This is a genomic window from Chryseobacterium sp. TQ-BC-N36, assembly GCF_058382295.1.
Genome location: NZ_CM178175.1, coordinates 1,899,536 through 1,918,602 on the forward strand (window position 1 = coordinate 1,899,536; position 19,067 = coordinate 1,918,602).

The window sequence follows — 19,067 nt, forward strand, 5'->3', positions numbered from 1 at the left end:
GCAGAAGTGGAACATCTCTTCTGTAAGCCGATATCATCAATCATTTACTGAAAGAAATCCGTCCCCAAGGCATAATTCACCTTTGGCGCGACTACAAAAGCAAAAATTCTTTTTGTCCCGTTGTTTGGCCCGATAGCCTGAGAATTCAGCAACTGCAGGCCAGACGCTGTAGGATTGGTGCCGTTTACCGTACCAGATGTACCTGTCGTACTGAAAGTGAACATATCACCTGTCGTTTTACCATCTGTTGCACTTTTTATAAGATCTGTCAAAAACTCAATACGGTCTCCAACTTTCGCTTCAAATGATTTCCACTTATCTATAGGAGTATCGTATTGAGTATTGGCATCCCTGCTGTCTACTACAATCTCACCATTCTTCCTGATGACAAAGTTTACTAAGGTATTGAATGAATCTCCATTCAGAGTCCTTTTGGCATGATTATAAAATATGATCCTTGTCTCATTTCCATAACAGTTTCCAATCTGAAATGAATCAGTGCGGGTGGCAAGAACCCCACCTGCAGATATCTGCACTGTCAAATCGTAATTGCCCGGAGTCTGAATCGGTGGAAGAATTGTTATACCATTGGGATCAATGGTCCCTATATTGGTTGGATTCCCTGATCCATGAATCTCATAGGACGCAGTGGTAGTTGAATTCGCACTTGTAATCGGTATGGATGATGTATAATCTATCTCAAATGAAATCTCGCATTGTGCTGCTGCCATTATATTATATTTTTTTATTATTACTATATTTTTCCGAATATATAAAAGGGTGTTTCAGTTCTACAGCCTGTTTAAACACCCTTTTCTGGGTATATCTGATCTTGACCGGAGTCAGGTAAATTTATTTTTCACCTGCAATCACAGAGGTAACTATTCTATTAATCATACCCAAATATTAATACTTTCACAGTTTTAGTATCAAAGGCACCGGAAGCAGGATCAATAACCATAAATTGGAATATATAATTACCATAATCCCTCAAACCTGTAACCCTTACAGAAGGTTGATTACTCACATCAAGTATTAATTTTGATCCTGTATCACTATCTACCTGGAACCATGAATATTCAAGATCCGAAGGTCCATATCCTTTTCCTTCCAATATAAAAGCTCCATCATTTAAGTCAACATTTTTGTTCTCTTCCGTCACTTCAGCTTTGACTGTAGAAAGGTTCCCATCACAACAGTTCCCTTTTGGAAATTTAATACTGTTTATGACAACCGTTGGAGGCTTGTACCAGTTCCCTATCCTGATGGTCTGAGTACATCCGCCGTTGCTCACAAGCATATTTATCGTCGGATTTCCTTTAGGATCAAGATTTTTCACTGTATAACTCATATTTCCATCGGTATCCGGCTTTAGAAGATCTGCACTGCCAGCCACACTGTAGGTGTAATTTTGAAAGTATGGCCCGGAAACGATAAAGTTTACGGTAGCCTCTGTCGGATCACCGTTTGGATAATCAACAGACTTAACACTCACATTAACCGCAGGCTGCGTAATAACAGTGATATTGCAGCTGGTTGATACCCCATTAACAGTAAAAGTAATCACCTGACCATGTAACCCGGGATCTACTGACCGTGGATCGAAGCTATATTTCCCATTGGTGAATTTTACACCATCACCCGCACTGGCTTTTACAATCCCGTCTACAGGAAATACCGTAAAGTCTACAGGGCTGGATTCAGAACATATAACAGAAGTAGGCAAACTTAATTTAACAGGAGCATCGTACCAACCTCTTATCAGAATGTCTTGAGTACATCCGTTGCCGTTCACCTTCACCTTGATCGTTGGAATTTTTGTAGGACTCAGATTATAATAGGTATAACTTACATTTCCATCCTTATCAGGTTTTAGGGTAACGAAACTTCCATTATCCAGGAAATCCCAACTGTAGATATAATCTGCAAAGTTGGCTCCGGTTATTGTAAAGTTTACGATTGTTGCCGGTGAGACACCTTCCGGATAATATACAGAGCCAACAGAGATCTGTATGTCCGGCTGTGAAATAACCTTGATGCTGCAAGTAGTAGGCATGCCGTTAACCGTAAAGGTAATTTCCTGACCTTGTAATTCGGGGCTTACTAATTTCGGATTAAAGAAATAGAGTCCATTGATGATTTCCACTCCACCGTTTAATTTTGTATCAACATTCGCTTTTACAGTTCCATTCATAGGGAATACCGTAAAAGGTATGCGGCTGGACTCAGCACAAATAACAGAAGCCGGCAAACTCAGTTTAACTACAGCTTTCGGTGTACAGCATATGTAAGGAAGCGAGAAATCTGCAATAACGTTCTGACTGTTTAAAGGATCATAAACCATGATAAAGGTGCCTCCTTTGCCAACTCCATGTTTATGTTCCAATCCTGAATTTTTTTCTACATACTCATTGAAATAGGCTTTTGACAGATCTTTATTATCTTTCAATTCCTCTAAAGATAAAAGCATAATATCAAATCCCAACTGATGTTTTTCTTTTATTTGCTTTATTTCTTCAAAAGCCGTTTGATAATTCATCCCCTGATGGCCTTCAATATTATAAAACGAATAATCATCCAGCGTAAGATTTAGAGGTGATTCTTTTTCCAGGCCTATTGGCATCCAATCGGTATTAAAATTCAAATTATTACTAAATGACCGATTGCCTGTCTTATCAAAATTCCATACTTTCAAAAATCCTTCTGTAATACGGTAATAGAAAGGAATTGCCTTATTACTGAGAGGGTTTAATTTTTGTGATGGTGTAATTTTTATACGTCCTTTATTCTCAAAAATATTACCGTAGTTAAAATTCTGTACCTGCTGATTAAAACGATTGATCAATACTTTGACTCTTTGGGTCGCTTTATCACTATCTAAGGCAGGTGAATTATAGAACTGATGCCTCAGGGAATCCAATTGTTTATCTGACACTAATTTTCCGAGCATGATATGTTTAGGAAAGGAAACAAAATCGGGAAATGCTTTAGTAAATGCCTTAGGAAGCAGTTCTGCAATTTCAGCGTAAGTATCCATCAAGTCCTTTACAACATCATAAGCATACTGAAAGCCGGAATCCTGGTTAAAAATATTCACGAATGCTTCTTTGAATGCAGCATAGCTGGCAACTGGAATACCCAGTATTTTACCGATAGCCTCAATTCTTTCAAAAACAATCTTACCATAATTATTTTTTTCCACAGCCTTGATATACAGATTTTTTAAATCAGATACTGTCAGGCTTGTTTTTGACACAAACCGTTCTAAAATAATCCGTTCCTGTTTTACAGGTTCCATAATGCCATCTATAAATAAGGGATGAGGCTGAATTGCATCTTTTACACCAGGCTTATAGGTATTGCTCAAAGGATCATAGACAAGTCGGTATTCTCCAAGAAGGTCCGTGATTCCTTTTGATGTAGTTACCAATACTTTTAGGTTTCTGATTTGCTGGATCCCGTGATTATCACAGTCGACTCCCCTACATGGCTTAACTTCTTTCTCATAATCCTCCAAATAAAGCAGCAGATATTTGTCCTCTAAATTTGTAAGATTACTGACAGGCTGAAAATCAGATTTTGCTTCTTCATCTGTTGCCAGCTCCCAAAGCTCAATCTGCTGGTCCTTATCATAAAATGCAGGATATTTTATTTTAAAATTATCATATGTTTTAAAACAGGTATACTTTTTATTTTCTATTGCAACAGTTTTTAAGTCACTCATATACAAATCCTTACTCACTTCACTGGTACTATTTAAGGTAAGAAGGTCTCCATCAGTCGTTATAGCTGCTCCCTGAGAAAGCTGTACACCGCTTAAAATTCTGTTTTTATAAATAAGTTCGTGTTTTAGGCCACATACAATACCTACTCCCTGCAACAGCACCCTGGACAAACGATCCTGATCTTCGAAAAAATCCAGGAACTCATTGAACTGATCCGGATCTTCGATGTACTGCCCTTTACTGAATTTGCGGTATTGGGTTGATATATTACTTAATCTATTCTTCATTATTTTTAATTTTTTAATGATTTATTAAGATCGGTTAATGAACTTCATAGACAGCAAACTGTCTATGAAGTTATTAAACACATCTCTCCTTATCAGAATTCTTATTTTGTTACACCTGTACAAGGATTTATTTCTAAGAAATTACCATTTGGATAACCTGAATAAATAGGTGTTGCGGCATTGGCCAGGAATATCTGAGTATAAGCAACCCCGGTATGACAATTGGTTAGTGCGCATTCAAGGGAGAATTTCACAAAACCATCAGGTGACTGCTGTGCTATTGCCTGAGCCTCATCTTTGGTAATGATAATCTCATTATATCTGCTGGAACCACTTAAAGGAGCAATATTTCTTGCATCCTGAGATCCTCCTGTATTACTTAAATGAACATTCCCTTTGATGATTCCTCTTGGATCGTTGTATGGTATTTTACCTAATATCAGAGTACCATTTCCTTTTAAGTTGAAACTCGCATTATTACAATCATGACCAGGATCTATTCCTGCTCTGTACTGAATCACAATTCTCATCCCGTCTAAACATGCAACGGTCATTTGACCTTTCAGCTTTACAGGACCTACAGCAATTGTTTTACTACAACCGTTTTTATTGGTCACAGTAAGTGTAGGGTTAAAGACATCTTCCTGCCCGGCAATAAGATCATAGGTATGCTGAACAATTCCATTAGCAGGTAAAGTACTTAATGACAACGGAGGTGTTCCGTCCCCAAAATTCCATGTGTAGGTAAGTCCTGCACTGTTATTTGAAGTACTAACCTGGAAATTAACTGTTGCATCCGGATCTGATGTATCTACCCCATACGTTATATTTCCTATCGCGACAGATGCACTTGGCTGTTCATACACAATCAATTGTGCCTCCACAGGGTCATCATTAACCGTAAAGGTAATGGTCTGCCCTAAATAAGCTGCATTGACCAAACCAGGATCAAAGAAACTTTGGCCTCCGGACTGTTTAATGGCTGGTATTTGGGTAGTGCCGTTTACAAATGCTTTTACCTGTCCATCCAGCGGAACAATTGTAATAGCCATTGGGGCATCACTTTGGCATAGTTTACTGTCTGGTAACGCTAAAAATACCGGATCTTTTTTAGAACAGCACAAATAAGGTAATGAGAAATCTGCAAGAACCTGATTATTTGTTTCCGAATCATAGAGCAAAGCAAAAGTTCCGCCCGGTTCTACACCAGCTCTATGCTCAAGTCCTGATTTCCGTTCTACAAATTCACTTAAAAGTTCGCTGACCACTTCTTTTTTAGGGTCCTGCTTTACAACGGTAATCCCTTCTGATGATCCTTCTTTTGAAAATTCAGCCTGGTTCAGCAATCTTAACTGATCATCCAGTTTAGAAATATTAAGCAAAGTATTTTGTGAATTAACCGCCCGGTTGCTGACATCGCTGGAAATAGACACCAGCTGCTTTCTAAGTTCTTCTATGGATACTGTTTTTTCTCTGACTGGCGTTTCGCTACCAGGTTTTTCATCTTTACGTAAAACCAGTGCAATGACATCAAAAGCTAATCCGTATTGGGTCTTAAGGTCATTGATGTTTTGTAAGGCTGTTTTATAAGGCATCCCGATGTGACCTTCAATTCTATAGAAATCATTGTTATCGATGTTATAGTTCAATGGATTCTGAACAAAATCATCTCCTGCCAGATGGGCGGTATGATAACTTAAATTATAGGTTTCTCTGTCAGTTTTTGTTTTTTCAAAGTTCCATTGAGCCAATAAAGGCTTATCTACATTATAATAATATGGTATAGCCTTATTTCCCAATCTCACATTCTGGTTTGAAGGTGTAATTTTAATACGCCCGATATAGGACTGGAATCCATTAACTTTCTGCACAAAACGATTGGCAAGCATTACAACTCTTTCGTAATTCTCATCGTCATTGGTCGTTACCGGTGAATTATAAAAGCTATGACGTAAAGGGACAGACTGCCCTAATTCCATCTTTGCTCCGACAGGGCCTAACATCAGATGCTTAGGGAATGAAGTGATATCCGGACAGCATTCAACATCCAGATGCAGGATCAATCCTTTTATTTCATTGTAAGTATCAATCAAATCCTTCAATAAATCATACCGGTACTGATAATCTTCTAAATTCGGTGAAGTAGTAGAAAGTATAGCATTCAATTTATTAAACAATGTCTGCCCTCCCAGATTAACACTGACATTAAAAGCTCCTGCAATAGAAGTAAAACCTTCGCTTAATTCGGCAACAGTACTGATAGCACCCTGAAATTTTGCTTTTAATTGTGATGCTGATTTAACAAGAGTATCCAGAATAACTCTCTTAGTCTCAATGTTTGGTAAACTGTCAAAAAGCCTTTCATAGGCATTATGCTGTTTATAGATAATATCTTTTGCATCGCCTTTCGTAATAAGCTGTGAAACAGACTCCGAATCTGCCAGAAGTACTTTAAGATCAGATACCTGTTCTGCTCCGTTATTATCACAATCAGCATCCTGACATGGACTTTCATCATTAGAATAACTTTCTAAATACAGAATGACAATTTTATTATTTAATGAACTGCGGATATCTTTTATCTGTTTAAAATCCCCGGCATTAGCTCCTCCGGCTACCAATTGATTATACTCCTGAGTTGTAAACAGTTCTAAAAGAGGGATCTGCTGTCCCCCGATATGAAAATGCTTATACCCCAGGGTATCAACATAATTTCTGTAATATCTGTAATTTTTAACAGGGAAGTCTATGACTGCCTCTGAGGTATTTGCTGTCTGACGCAGTGTGATTAAGTCTCCATCTGTAGTAACTCCGGCTCCTTGTGTAATTGCAATAGTATCGAAGGGAATTTCAATCAAATCTCTCCCAAGTTCAGTTGTTTTTTCCATTGAAGCCTGAGGCTGCAATTCCAGCTCTATGTATTCTGACTGGAAGCCGCACACGATTCCCACCCCGTTCAGACGGGTTCTTGATAATCTGTCCTGATCTTCAAAATAGTCGATAAATTCGTTTAATTGCCCTTCTGTTAACGCCTGATTGTCGTTGAACTTTCTATATTGGGTTGTTACCTTGTCTAATTTAGTATTCATTATTTTTTGATTTTTGATAAGTTTGATTGTCCTAATATGATTTTTCCATCCAGATCATCATTATCATCCGCCGCACAGTCCAGAAGCCTTCCCGGTCTATAAATATTATTTAAGTGGGCAAGAGCAGTCAATAGATCTGTAATGCTGTTTCCCAGATTCACAATATTGTTTCTTGATTTATCTGACAGATATTTTTTAAAAGCAGCTTCAAATTCAGCAAGGTCTCCCTGAGCAGTTTGTTTTTCGCTCAACCGATCCCCAACCCAGCAAATTTTGGCTAAAATATGGGCTGGAATTTCCTGTCTGATCACTGTTTCAGCATAGCGTCTGAAATCAGGATCCTGGAAACGATAGGCAAATCCCGGAAGAACAACGCTTACCCTGTAAGAATAAGGATCAAAAACATCTGTTTCACAATCTTCTTCGCAGGAAGACATGAAAGCTTCCGAATATTTTATAGGATCTTCTGAAGGCGCTCTTTCTTCAATGTCATACATCACTTTGAAGGTACCTCCTATGGACATACAGCCAATTCCACCCATCTGTTTATAATCTTTGGTAGTTGGCTTCAGTAATAGGTGCTCAACCAGGAAAATACCCTCTTCTGTAAAATCATATTTAAAATAATTCACTGTGGTTTTAATTCCTTCTATCAAATCCTCCGGTTTCGTGTAAGGGTTTGTTTTTTTATGAGTCGCAATTACATTTTTCTTTTCAGGATCATCTACAATCTCAAAATAATAGTTACCTCCCAATGAAATGCGAATGATTATATTTCCGATTAACCGGTTATGCTCAATAGGCCCCTTTAATGCGTTATCAAGATCTTCCTGATCAATCTGAATGGTCTGATAAATGGCCTCATTCAGGTTTTTGATTGCAATATGTTCAGTTGTATAGGTATTGACAGATGATAAGACAATATTACCATCCTTATCTTTTATTTTCCATGTATAGTTTTTTTTACCATTTCCGTCTACTGTCTCAATAATGGACACCGGTGATTGGGATAAGTTTCGCTGAGTATAGTTTTTAATACCCAGAAGACGGGCAATTCTTTTCTGCACCCCGGAAATGTTTGTGGTATTCCAGATATCTGAATCTCCAATTAAGGTATAATTGTAACCTAATCCTCTGTCTTTACTCAGAGAGATATACTCTTTCAGGAAATTTTCCTTGTTACTCAGGACAATTTCATCAGTAGATTTACCATACAGTGATTTCATTACGAAAGTATAATCACTGAATGTTTCTGCAAAACGGGAGATCAAATGGTCTAAAACCTCATTTCGGCGTTCTACACTATTGTCCAGTTCTTCATATAATGAATCTGTAAGCTGATCATCATTTTCCGTATTATAATCGGAAACCAATTCATCAAAGCCTTTAATATTTTTGAGTGCCTGTGTAAAAAAGGTTCTTTTTAAATGACCATTCACGCTCAGTACTTCTTTTACTTTTTCAAGGTGTTTGAAATAGCTGGCAAGGATCTGATCAAAAAACAGCAAATACGCTTTCAGCTGTTTGGCCAGAGCTTCTCTATCAGGAGTCTGATGTCCTATAATTCCTGATACTCCTACTCCGTAGGTATCCGGAAATTCATTTAAAATAGTAGCATAGTTTCCTATATCGTATGATGTTCCCTGCGGTAAGGACAGTTCTTTATTCTGTTTTGCATCCTCTCTCAGGATTTCCTCTTCTCTTTTAAGAGTTTCAAGGTAATCCTTTACTTTTTTGTCATTGATATTTAAAGGGAGCGCACCTTTGCTGTAGCTGAATGAACTTAGCTCGCACAATTCAGGTTTTCTGCCTTTTTCAATACAGATCACCCAGTCGTTGGTTTGCCTGATCACGTTATCACAACCTGCTATAGAAATATCATGAATTTCCTTCACTCCGTCAATTTTCATGATTTCACTGATGATATCAGAAAGACGGACTTCTGTTCTTAACTGGCTGTTTCTAAGTTCTTCGGTATCAATAAAACCGTTATCTAAAAGTGGACCATCAAAGATCTGATCTGTAGTCAGTCCTTTTTCAAGCATTTGCTTCAGCGAGTAAAAATAAACCTCAGGAGATAAATAGTTATTCACCGCTCTTATTACTTTGGCATGCACCAGTTCTTCATCAGCCTTGTTTACAAGTCCGATACGGGCACATACAGCCACCTTCTGGGTTTCAACTTCTTTAATCTCGGCTAAATCTTCACAAAGACTTCTATTGGCGTGATAGCGGTCTAATATCTTAATGTTGACATTAGATTTATCGCATCCGCTGTCTTCGGCATCAATATCTTCGGCATAATCTACATAAAGATCGTATAATCCTTTTACATTAAAGCTCTGTGTTTTATCTCCAACAGGTTTAAAGTCTAATTTTCCGGTTTTACAGTCTACATACAATGTTTCAGTTTTAGGAACTAACCAGCAATTGCGTACAGGACGTTGATGGCCCCCCTCCATATGAATGTCTATAAACAGCTTTCTATAGTCAAGCTCGTTTAAAGGTCTTGAAGGTAAAATCTCCGTGGCTTTTAAAAACTGTGTATGAATGTCTTTATCGGCATCTTTAGAGGTCAGGATGTCTTCCATATCCAGGTTCATTCTCATACCAAGATCCGTGATGGCATAGCTTAAAACTTCCAAAGTGGTAATACCGGGATCATGAGAATTATAATCGGTCCAGAGTTTTCCTCCTAATTTTTCTATGTATTCAATACCTGTTCTGCGTAGAAAATGAAAATCGGTCTGATCCCCGGTTTCTATATTTTTTGATATACTGATATGTTTATTTTCTGACATGATGATGTTTTCTTCTGTTTATTATTAAATACATACTTGTTCCGTAATAGTTATCTTGTGCTGCTTGGCAGAGACCAAAATTGATTTTGGATCCACTTCGATTAATGACTTTCTCTGTATTACATCATTCACCAAAATTTTGACTTCATCGATGTAATCCACATAATACAGCTGTTCCAGGTAGTTGATTAAATGATTAATATTCAGCTCCACATTAAAGTCAATATCTTTAGAGTCTGTAAATGCCCAGGGGGATATATATTTTTTAATATCTTCATCTAATTGTTTGATATAGAATGTTTCGTCATACTGCTGAAAAAACTTAACTTTCGTATCTACTTTTGCTTCTTTGTAATTGGGGTTCACCACCTGAGCTTTTACATGCATGGTATTTAATTCATTGACATAATTCTGAATTTTATTCAGACTGGCTCTGCTAACTCTAGGCTGATAGATATCAAAGGCATTTTTATTTTTAATATTCGGTACCACCATCAGAGTGACATGGCCGGGAGCCATATATGAAGATTCAGAAGTATGGTTTAAACATTTTACCTTAAAGACTTCCGGAAATTCCTGTAATACCAACTGTTCGTAATCCCATTGTGTGATGGCTCTGTGTTTATGTCTCAGCCGTTCACTCACACGTCTGTAAAATTCTACATCCGCTTCTTTATATTTGCCATCGAATGAATTGTAAGGCTGGCTAACCGATTTCACCTGAGGAACTCTCGTGATCAGTTTGGAGATTGTTTTAGCTTTCAATCCGTTATTCAGATGATCCAGATCATTGTCCTGATTCTGGAATGTAGCTAAAACAGCCTGGGTATATATTCCCTGTATTTTACATACGGCATCATAACTTCTTTGAGATTGGGCTCTGATCCAGATTAATCCATCAGGAAGCATGGTATGGCTGTTGCTGATATCTTTAGAAATTTTGAATTTTACAATTCCTGATTCCAGAAACTTTCTGGTTTCATTTTTCAGCATATGATTCGAAAGGCTCCTCCATGTATTATCTGAAAGGATGTGCCATTCTATAAATTCTTTTTCCCCGAAGGTCTCAACCAAAGGATTTTCACTTCCTTCCAACATCTGGATCAGTAGTGAAACAGTGGTTTCCGGCGTTGCTTCCAGCCCGATGTATAATTCACCCCCGCCCTTATGTACAGGGACAATGCTTCTGGTGTCAGTCTCTTTTTCATACTGCCCAAATGCATCTTCATGATACAGCTGTACTCCGTTGTTTTTAGACGCTTCACCTATGGATTCTTCATTTAGGTATGAGTATATAGATTCACTTGCTCTGTAGTTCAGTTCTATATCTTCTGCAAAAGGGATATAAGGCTCGTTGGGAATGAGCTTTTTAGCTGTCGGATTACTGGATAATGCCAATGTATATAATTTAGGATATACATCCTGCAGTGCAGACTGTTTCAGCGTCAACCTGATCGCCTCACTGGTGCCCGATTCATTACTTAAATTATTAACAGAAAACCGGGTTTTATAAACACCGTCTACTTTTTTAAATAAGTCAATATCCTGGGCTTTATTGTACCATACTTCTTTTTCCAGGAGTGCAGTATCTGCTTTAAAGTAATCATCACCTCTTACAACAGATGGGTTTTCAGAAGCTTCGAACTCTTTTAAACTAATATTCTGATTAGGCTTAATGACATATCCGCTGTATAATTCCTGTATGGAATTGGGGGTATTCTTCCAGTTGATCGTAATGTCTGCCTCTTTCCATTTTTTGGAGAACATTTCAGGACATTTGATATAAAAATTAGATCCTTTAACGGGCTGTGCAGTGAATGGATAATATGGCTTTTCTGAATTTAAAGTATTGTTGTCATTTTCTATCTGAACTGACTTTATCCCTTTTACATCAACAGTTACGGCTATATTTTTCACCAGTTTTTCTGAAAGTGCCTCGTAGATATCGTAGTATTTCTTTCCTTCGATCATCAGCCTTACCACCGGATAACTGGTCTGGAATGTTTCTGACAGCACTTCTTGGTTATATTGTACAACGGCAGGAAAATCTTTGGATAATGTAAAAGAAAGTTCCAACTGATCTTCCTCATTATTGGTGCATTTTAAAACAATACCTGAAAGCCATTCCTTTTCCCCACTGCAAAGCACTTTGATATTATTTGCAATATCCGCTTTTGAAATATTCTGTAATTTTTGCGTTGAATTTTTATCGAAATCTATTCGGAGTGTGACCGTTCGTTCCCCTTCTTTCAAATCAAATAAAGATGATGCAATGGAAAAGCCCAGTTTAGCTGTCGGAAGCTTTTTATAGGCAGATTTCTCCGAAACGGTTTCATCAGAATTATATCCGAACGGCCACCAGTAGCTGCTTTCTTCTGGCAATGTATCTCCAAGACCGTCAGCAGAGTTGGCTACCGGAGCCATCTTCAGCTCTCTTTTTTCAACATCGTTTAAAAAGCTTTTTATCTGAACCACTTTTGCCTGATTAGCGATAAGCTCTTCGCCTGTTTTGTAAACTCTCTTCTTTCCATTCGCATCTTTCCCTCCATCCAGCAATGTACCACCTGGAATTCTTTCCTGAAGCGCTTTTTTTGCCAATTCAAAAATGACGTAGGCTTTATCTGCTTTAGCTTCATTTTTTTCAATCTGAAGGATCTCGTTATAATAGAAATCCAAATGTCTTTTTGTCAGATTATTAAAAGCTTTTTTTGAGAAATCCAATAGTTTTAAAAAGCAGACAAATAATGTCAGGTGCGGAGTCAGATTACTGTCCTGTTCAAACTGGGACATCAGATCTGTAACCTGTTTTTTCATACTTTTATACTCAACGCTTTCCCTGCGTGGGATGGCATTGGTATCATCACCCAGGAAGAAGTTTCCCCAATTTCCTTTTGGTGTTGTATTATCATCTTTTTCAAAATAGTTTACACGCTGAGCAAAATTGTTTGCGAACAATAGCCAGTCAAACAGATCGAAATCGTGTAATTCAAGATTACCAGGATCTAGTTCTGCTAAAAAGCGCTGCATTTGTGATTTTCCTTCACGATAATGTGAAAATGTATCTGTTTTTTTCATTTGTTTATATTTATCTTTCTATGGTCAGATGCAATACTTCATGTAATGTTTGGTAGTATTCAAAATGGCTACAGACATCCCGTAATTCATTATATTTCAGTAGCTTCCCCTTTATAAAAAGGAAAAACAATATTGCTTCTTGTATTAGTATTTCTTACTTCGTAGTCAATTTGGATCAGAACTTCACCCTGAAGTTCATCCTGAGTATCAATATCAATATTCAGAATGTTTATCCTGGGTTCATGATATAAAATGGCCCGCTCAATGATCCCTTTCATTTGGGTGATCAGTGTTAAATCCAGAGGTTTAAAAAGCATTTCCTGCAGGTCACATCCATAGTTCGGGAACATGACACGTTCTCCCGGACGTGTTGACAACAAAATAATAAGGCTGTTATTGATGTCTTCCACATCGGTGGTCATGGCCAGCTTTCCTTCAGCCTCATTAAACTCAGGCGGGAAGCTCCAGCCTATTCCTAAAAAATCTGTATTTATTTTCATACGTTATTGGTTTATATTTAATTGTAACATCCTGCATCTGTAACATAGAATTCAGTTGTTTCAACTCTTTGTTATGGATGTTTAACATTTTAATTTGGCCGGATAATATTGATAGAGCAGATGATGATTCATATCAGTCTATTCTTCTTTATCCTCCTATCAGGACAGTGGCCTCACCCGCGGTTATTACTCCTCCATGGGCGGTAGAATCTCCCATTCTTGCAGCGGGTTTCCCGCCTATCAAAACACTTGAAGATCCCGATGCGACAGTATCTATCGGCCCTGTACATACTGCTTTGTCACCAACCCTTGCTGCGGGCATCCCGCCGATGAGCACTGTAGGCTCGCCTGCCGGGATTATAGGGCCTCCTACATGGGGAACATTTCCCGTCACCATAGGGCATGTATGCATATCTGTAATTCTTGCTGCCGGTTTCATGATTTAATTGATTTTAACTTGAGATCCTTTTACGACTGTTACTGCGCCTGATTTAAGTTCAGAACCTGAACTTCCTTCTGCTTTTAGCTGGGCACTCGCTTTTACGCTGATATTGGTTCCTTCCATGCTGATATCACCTTTTGCCTTGATTTTGATGTCTTTTCCACTTTCCATGCTAATACCATCTTTATTAAGAGTTAATGTATTAGAATGCTCATCCTGTATTTTAATGACATCGGCATCTTCATCTACAATCACTTTTTTACCTTTTGGTGTTTCAAGGGTATAAGAGATTTTTTCATCATTAAAGATCATTTTCATTTCGCTTCGGGTTACAAATCCTTTTTCATTGTTATCATCAGAAGCTACTATGGGAGCCGGCTTTGCACTGCTGTTTAACATTCCCAGCACTACGGCGTCATTGGGATCGTCATTAATGAATCCGATGATGACCTCGTCTCCGATTTCCGGTCTGAAAAATGAGCCTCTGTTTTCACCTGCATCAAGGGTGGCTATTCGTGACCAGATTCCTTCCTCTTCATTATTAATGATAGGTATCTGTACCAGGATTCTATCTTCTCCATCCGGATCAGATTCCAGCTGTGATACTACCCCTACCTGCAGTCCGCTTATGGCAGGAATAATTCCCGAACCAGGCATTTCATTTACATCATAGGTTTCAGAAAACCATGTTGGCGAAAGTCCGAACTGAGCATCAACCAGCCAGTTTCCATCAGCAATTTCATGGCGGACACCTGTTACGTATATTTTTCCGTTAAACCGGTTGCCTACTCCCTGCAGTGTTAATGTAACCCCTGGCTTTACAGAGGGAATTCCCTGAAATTTCACTCTTCCTCTGGTTTTTGCCAACTGCTGAAAAGTAGCTTTGGCATCTCCCCATTCCTGAAGTTCATCCTGAGTAAGATTCCCGCCATGCTTCAGCTGCAGATCTTCAATACCAAAGACACCTGCCAGATCACCTGATGAAAGATTTCCATTGAGACGGATGGCCGGGTCCTGCGCTTCTACTTCTGTCAGTTCCTGATCTGTGTAGCTCCATGTTTTGGCTGTAATTTTATTGAACTGATCCCTTGCATCAATTTCTCCGTCAAATTCGTGTACAGATGATCCATAAACCACTGTTTCTACAGTTTCCCCACTAAAATCAGGTTTGGCAACTTTGATGGTTCCATCTTCAACAAAACAAAGCTTACCGTTGGCCTGCGCTCTGGTCAGCATAAAATCCCAGTCAGAAGCCCGGTACTGTATCAGTTCCTTGTGGGTATTAGCTGTTGCTTCTACATCGGCAGTTGCACCGCTGTTATTTATCAGTTCTTCGATGATATCACTGTCTTTACTGTCGTAGAAATATTTGCTGTTTCTTCCTAAGGTCATTTTTACAGCCTTATCTCTGCATTCAACAATCAGGTAAGAATCTCCATTCCTGATTTTGATGTTATGCTTTACCACAACCCCTTTAAAAATGGTTTCTTCTTTGGAATGGTATCCTGCGGTAATTTCAATTTCTTTTCCGGGAATCAGCAGGTCTTCGTTACTTAGCTTAAAATCCTGTTCCGGTACACTTCCGTCTAAAATAACAATGTGGGCATAAGGAATTCTGTTTACCTCTTTTTCCACGACAATGCTTTTCACACCATACCTGCCGGGCAATTCTGAACCTCCGGACATTACCTTATAGGTGATAAGATCCGGGTTTTTTGCTGTTTGTATGTATCCGCTATTGTTCATGTTATGATGTTTTTTCTAATGGCGGAAAGAATAGCTCCTGCCCTGGTGTTAACTGTCTGAAACTGATAAGGCCATTGATTCTGGCTACTTCAAGATAATATTTGGAGTCTCCATAAATTCTTTCCGTCATCAATGGTAATGTATCTCCATCCTGTACTGTTCTTTTATGGGTAAGATCCGGAGAAGAGGTTTTTACAGTTCTTGCTGCAAGTTCTTTACTAACAGCTCCTGCAAATGTTGCTTTTCCTATGGCTCTGAGAGGGGTTCCATCATTATTAAACAATTTATAGTCTATTGTAAATTCAGTCAGAACGCCTTTGAATTCAAATTCACCCCAAATAATGATAACATTATATGGTTTATGAATAGACCCATTATAATTTCCAGTAGCTACATAAAATTCTGCCAACTGATCTTCTACCGCTTTTTTGCTGAAAGGGTTTCTTTTTCCTAAACCTTCCTTTATCTTATTTATAAGTTTATTACCTGGGTTGGCCTTTGTAACTCCTGTACCATCAAATAAAAATTCCAATTGTAGGGATTGAGGAGATGCATTGATATATTTGGGATCAGCTTCACTTGCTCCAGGTTCCAGTTTCGTATTATATTCATTTTTACGTGTAAAAGAAAAACCTGTGGGATTAATGAGAGCCACAAAAGCACTACTGCTAATCCTTCTTCCGTATGTAGAATCTTCATAGGTTCCTATTGTTATTTTTTTTATTTCTCCTCCCATTATCTTTCTTTTTTACGTTGTTCTATCTTTACTGCCTGTTCTACACTTTCGCTGACTGCCCGCATAATTTGTGCTTCATCTACAGAAGCTGCAGAAGTGGTCGTTGCTGTTTTCTCGTCCACATTGATTTTAATGTGAAGCTCTTTTATTTCTATTGGCATTTCGTTTGTTTTTAATCGATCATTAATATTCAAAACACTAACAACCAATGATTTAAAATATTTATTTAAAAAAAATCCAAGCACATGAAGAGTCTGTTCAGCCTTGTGATAGACCAATCTGTTGTTTTTTATGTGAAAAAATTATTTTGCTAAAAGTTATCTTTAGACTAAAACACTTTCAGGTGCTTAGATTTAATTTAGAAATTACAAGCCTAAGCTTGCTAACGATGAGGGTATTGTGAAATATCTGTATTTCAGCTCTATTGTTTCAATAGCAAGTTTGCTTTCTTCTGCGTTGAATTCCGATACTTCCCATTTTACGGGATATGCTCCGACTACGTTCCAAACCATTAAAGGTGCCGTAGACTGCAGCCCTCCGGAAAGGGTCACCAGGAGATCCCTGGGTTCAAACTCGAAGTTTTCCATAGCGTTTCTGCACCAGCTTATCAGTCCGGAACTTACAATTAATCCGCGTTTAAGAACTAAATTCGGATATTTTGGCCTCAAAGGAAGCTGATGAAGAAATCTGTTTTCGCCTCCTTCGGCATATTCTTCAGTTGCAATTTCTGTTGATAAACCAGATACAGACTGAAATCTGGAGTCAATACCCTCTGTTGTTGAAATCCCGTTAACAATAAAAGAGAAACTGGTTGGAGGATATAAAAGAGCCATGATTAGTTATTTTCAATAGTTAATCCTTCGTGTGCAAGTTCCAGAGTTTCAATAGCAACCTCGTTACCTTCAGCTTTCAAATCTGTTGACTGCAATTTAAGCGGAAACGCATTTTTCACTTTCCAGGTTACGGCAGGCTCTCCGTTTTCATCCAGAAGAGAAATCGTAATAGATCTTCTTTCCACCGTATTCAGCTGAATCGACTGGAACCATTCGAAAAACTCGTTATCTTGTTTGAAAGTTCCTCTCTTTAAAGTGATGTTGTTGAAAACCCTCAAGCCTGGCATTTTGATTTTGCTGAAATCCGGACTCGCGCCATGTCTGTATTCAATAAGACCAGCTTCAATATTTAAGCCCGATACTTCCTGAAAACCTACTTTTGTTCCCCCCCAATCTACTTCAAAGGCAAACTTTACTAATGGATATGTACTCATAATTATTTTATATTTTTTTGTTATTTACTTTAAATTTTTCTAAGCTTCCTGTAGTTTGTGAGAAAAACGCAACACAATAAATTCAGCAGGACGTACAGCAGCCATACCAATCTCAACGATCATTCTTCCTTCCAGAATATCCTGGGCAGACATTGTTTTGTTTAATCCTACACTTACATAATATGCTTCTTCAGGCTTGCTTCCTGCCAAAGCTCCATCCTGCCACTGCTGGTTAAGGAAATTTTCAATCATTGTCTGCACGCGAACCCATGTATTAGCTGTATTCGGTTCGAAAACGAAACGTTCTGTCGCTTTTTTCACAGACTCTTCCACCATGTTGAAGAAACGGCGTACTGAAACATATCTCCATTCGTTGCTGTTTCCATCCAGTGTTCTTGCTCCCCAAACCAATGTTCCTTTTCCTGTGAATGTTCTGATCGCATTGATGGATTTCCCGGCTGTTGCATCTACGTTAAGATTTTCCTGATCTTCATGAGAAATTTTAACGGTAGGTGCTACCACATAATTAAGTCCAATATTAGCCGGTGCTTTAAATACTCCTGAAGTGCTGTCTACTTTGGCGTAAACTCCTGCCATTGAAGATGATGGAGCCATTACTACTTTTTTAGACTCGATTGCAGCCTTGGCCAGGTTGTACAATTCTGAATCTTTAGTTTTCCAATACTCTAAAGTTTCACCCGAAACCTCAACAACTTTTGAATCATATCCATAAGTTAAAACAGTTTCTAATTTTGGATAATAAGCAGCTCCATATTTTAGACGCTCACCGCTTGGACCAGAACTAGGACCCGCAGTTCTGAATGCAGAAACATTTCCAAGAACGTCCATAATAACAAATCTGTCTTTCAAATCTTCTGCCTGATCTAAAGCTAAATTATACAATTGATAAGCATCATTTTCTGAAGCTAATCCTTCAGCATCCGGGAAAACAATAAGAGTCGGCTCATCTTCTTTTTCCAGAGTCTTAAGACCTGCTGTCAAATCAGCTAATTTCACTCCTGTGGATGGATAGTCTGCTGCTACAGAAACAATATAACAAGGTCCGCCACCGTTTGCAAAGTACATTTGCAAAGCATAGTACATTTTGAAAGGGCTAGGTGTCAAATTCGCCGTAACAGTTCTAGGCTTAATAGGCGGAGTTGTTGTTGTTTCAACTACAGTAAATGTGAAGCTTTCATTTTTTGCTCCTCCGAAAAGCGTTTCGTATTCCAACAAAGAAGAGATTCTTGTCGGTTCATTTTTTGGCCCTTTTTCAGTATATCCGATAAAAGCTGGAATAGCCGTTTCTACTTGTGCTACAGATGGTGGAAATTTTGCCAGTTCCTCTACGTAGACTCCAGGTGTTTTGTAATTCATTTTTTTAAATTTTTAAATTAAT

General features: G+C 38.3%; 13 protein-coding genes. All 13 read right to left on the reverse strand.

The window, feature by feature from the left end:
- Window positions 1-44 precede the first annotated feature (44 nt).
- The 13 genes from AC3FI7_RS08535 to AC3FI7_RS08595 all read right to left on the reverse strand — a co-directional run bounded on the left by AC3FI7_RS08535 (window position 45) and on the right by AC3FI7_RS08595 (window position 19,045).
- Complete coding sequence (locus AC3FI7_RS08535) at window positions 45-731, reverse strand: hypothetical protein (protein ID WP_491461839.1); 687 nt, start codon at window positions 729-731, stop codon at window positions 45-47.
- 158 nt (window positions 732-889) lie between these two features.
- A complete protein-coding gene (locus AC3FI7_RS08540) occupies window positions 890-4,012 on the reverse strand; it encodes a hypothetical protein (protein ID WP_491461840.1) in 3,123 nt (1,040 codons plus the stop codon).
- 101 nt (window positions 4,013-4,113) lie between these two features.
- A complete protein-coding gene (locus tag AC3FI7_RS08545; RefSeq protein WP_491461841.1) occupies window positions 4,114-7,101 on the reverse strand; it encodes a PKD domain-containing protein in 2,988 nt (995 codons plus the stop codon).
- Window positions 7,101-9,902, reverse strand: coding sequence for a baseplate wedge protein (locus AC3FI7_RS08550; RefSeq protein WP_491461842.1), 2,802 nt, complete (start codon window positions 9,900-9,902; stop codon window positions 7,101-7,103). Before AC3FI7_RS08550 ends, AC3FI7_RS08545 begins: the two co-directional genes overlap by 1 nt.
- Before the next feature lie 24 nt (window positions 9,903-9,926).
- A complete protein-coding gene (locus AC3FI7_RS08555; RefSeq protein WP_343658981.1) occupies window positions 9,927-12,977 on the reverse strand; it encodes a baseplate J/gp47 family protein in 3,051 nt (1,016 codons plus the stop codon).
- Window positions 12,978-13,066: 89 nt separating this feature from the next.
- The gene (locus AC3FI7_RS08560) at window positions 13,067-13,477 is read right to left on the reverse strand and encodes a GPW/gp25 family protein (protein WP_142724326.1); all 411 of its coding nucleotides are present in this window, start codon (window positions 13,475-13,477) and stop codon (window positions 13,067-13,069) included.
- 148 nt (window positions 13,478-13,625) lie between these two features.
- Window positions 13,626-13,916: a PAAR domain-containing protein gene (locus tag AC3FI7_RS08565; protein ID WP_228451240.1), complete on the reverse strand. Its 291-nt coding sequence runs from the start codon at window positions 13,914-13,916 to the stop codon at window positions 13,626-13,628.
- Window positions 13,917-13,919: 3 nt separating this feature from the next.
- Complete coding sequence (vgrG, locus tag AC3FI7_RS08570; RefSeq protein ID WP_491461843.1) at window positions 13,920-15,665, reverse strand: type VI secretion system tip protein VgrG; 1,746 nt, start codon at window positions 15,663-15,665, stop codon at window positions 13,920-13,922.
- 1 nt (window position 15,666) lies between these two features.
- Window positions 15,667-16,401, reverse strand: coding sequence for a CIS tube protein (locus tag AC3FI7_RS08575; RefSeq protein ID WP_142724324.1), 735 nt, complete (start codon window positions 16,399-16,401; stop codon window positions 15,667-15,669).
- Window positions 16,401-16,562: a DUF5908 family protein gene (locus AC3FI7_RS08580; RefSeq protein WP_172617057.1), complete on the reverse strand. Its 162-nt coding sequence runs from the start codon at window positions 16,560-16,562 to the stop codon at window positions 16,401-16,403. Before AC3FI7_RS08580 ends, AC3FI7_RS08575 begins: the two co-directional genes overlap by 1 nt.
- A 204-nt stretch (window positions 16,563-16,766) precedes the next feature.
- Complete coding sequence (locus AC3FI7_RS08585; protein ID WP_142724323.1) at window positions 16,767-17,234, reverse strand: phage tail protein; 468 nt, start codon at window positions 17,232-17,234, stop codon at window positions 16,767-16,769.
- Between the two features lie 2 nt (window positions 17,235-17,236).
- Window positions 17,237-17,668, reverse strand: a complete 432-nt coding sequence (locus AC3FI7_RS08590; protein ID WP_142724321.1) for a phage tail protein — start codon at window positions 17,666-17,668, stop codon at window positions 17,237-17,239.
- Window positions 17,669-17,707: 39 nt separating this feature from the next.
- The gene (locus AC3FI7_RS08595) at window positions 17,708-19,045 is read right to left on the reverse strand and encodes a phage tail sheath family protein (RefSeq protein ID WP_491461844.1); all 1,338 of its coding nucleotides are present in this window, start codon (window positions 19,043-19,045) and stop codon (window positions 17,708-17,710) included.
- Window positions 19,046-19,067 lie beyond the last annotated feature (22 nt).

Coding starts and splice junctions, on each gene's coding strand:
- AC3FI7_RS08535 (WP_491461839.1), bottom strand. CDS start 731: ATGGCAGCAGCACAATGCGAGATTTCATTTGAGATAGATTATACATCA.
- AC3FI7_RS08540 (WP_491461840.1), bottom strand. CDS start 4,012: ATGAAGAATAGATTAAGTAATATATCAACCCAATACCGCAAATTCAGT.
- AC3FI7_RS08545 (WP_491461841.1), bottom strand. CDS start 7,101: ATGAATACTAAATTAGACAAGGTAACAACCCAATATAGAAAGTTCAAC.
- AC3FI7_RS08550 (WP_491461842.1), bottom strand. CDS start 9,902: ATGTCAGAAAATAAACATATCAGTATATCAAAAAATATAGAAACCGGG.
- AC3FI7_RS08555 (WP_343658981.1), bottom strand. CDS start 12,977: ATGAAAAAAACAGATACATTTTCACATTATCGTGAAGGAAAATCACAA.
- AC3FI7_RS08560 (WP_142724326.1), bottom strand. CDS start 13,477: ATGAAAATAAATACAGATTTTTTAGGAATAGGCTGGAGCTTCCCGCCT.
- AC3FI7_RS08565 (WP_228451240.1), bottom strand. CDS start 13,916: ATGAAACCGGCAGCAAGAATTACAGATATGCATACATGCCCTATGGTG.
- vgrG (WP_491461843.1), bottom strand. CDS start 15,665: ATGAACAATAGCGGATACATACAAACAGCAAAAAACCCGGATCTTATC.
- AC3FI7_RS08575 (WP_142724324.1), bottom strand. CDS start 16,401: ATGGGAGGAGAAATAAAAAAAATAACAATAGGAACCTATGAAGATTCT.
- AC3FI7_RS08580 (WP_172617057.1), bottom strand. CDS start 16,562: ATGCCAATAGAAATAAAAGAGCTTCACATTAAAATCAATGTGGACGAG.
- AC3FI7_RS08585 (WP_142724323.1), bottom strand. CDS start 17,234: ATGGCTCTTTTATATCCTCCAACCAGTTTCTCTTTTATTGTTAACGGG.
- AC3FI7_RS08590 (WP_142724321.1), bottom strand. CDS start 17,668: ATGAGTACATATCCATTAGTAAAGTTTGCCTTTGAAGTAGATTGGGGG.
- AC3FI7_RS08595 (WP_491461844.1), bottom strand. CDS start 19,045: ATGAATTACAAAACACCTGGAGTCTACGTAGAGGAACTGGCAAAATTT.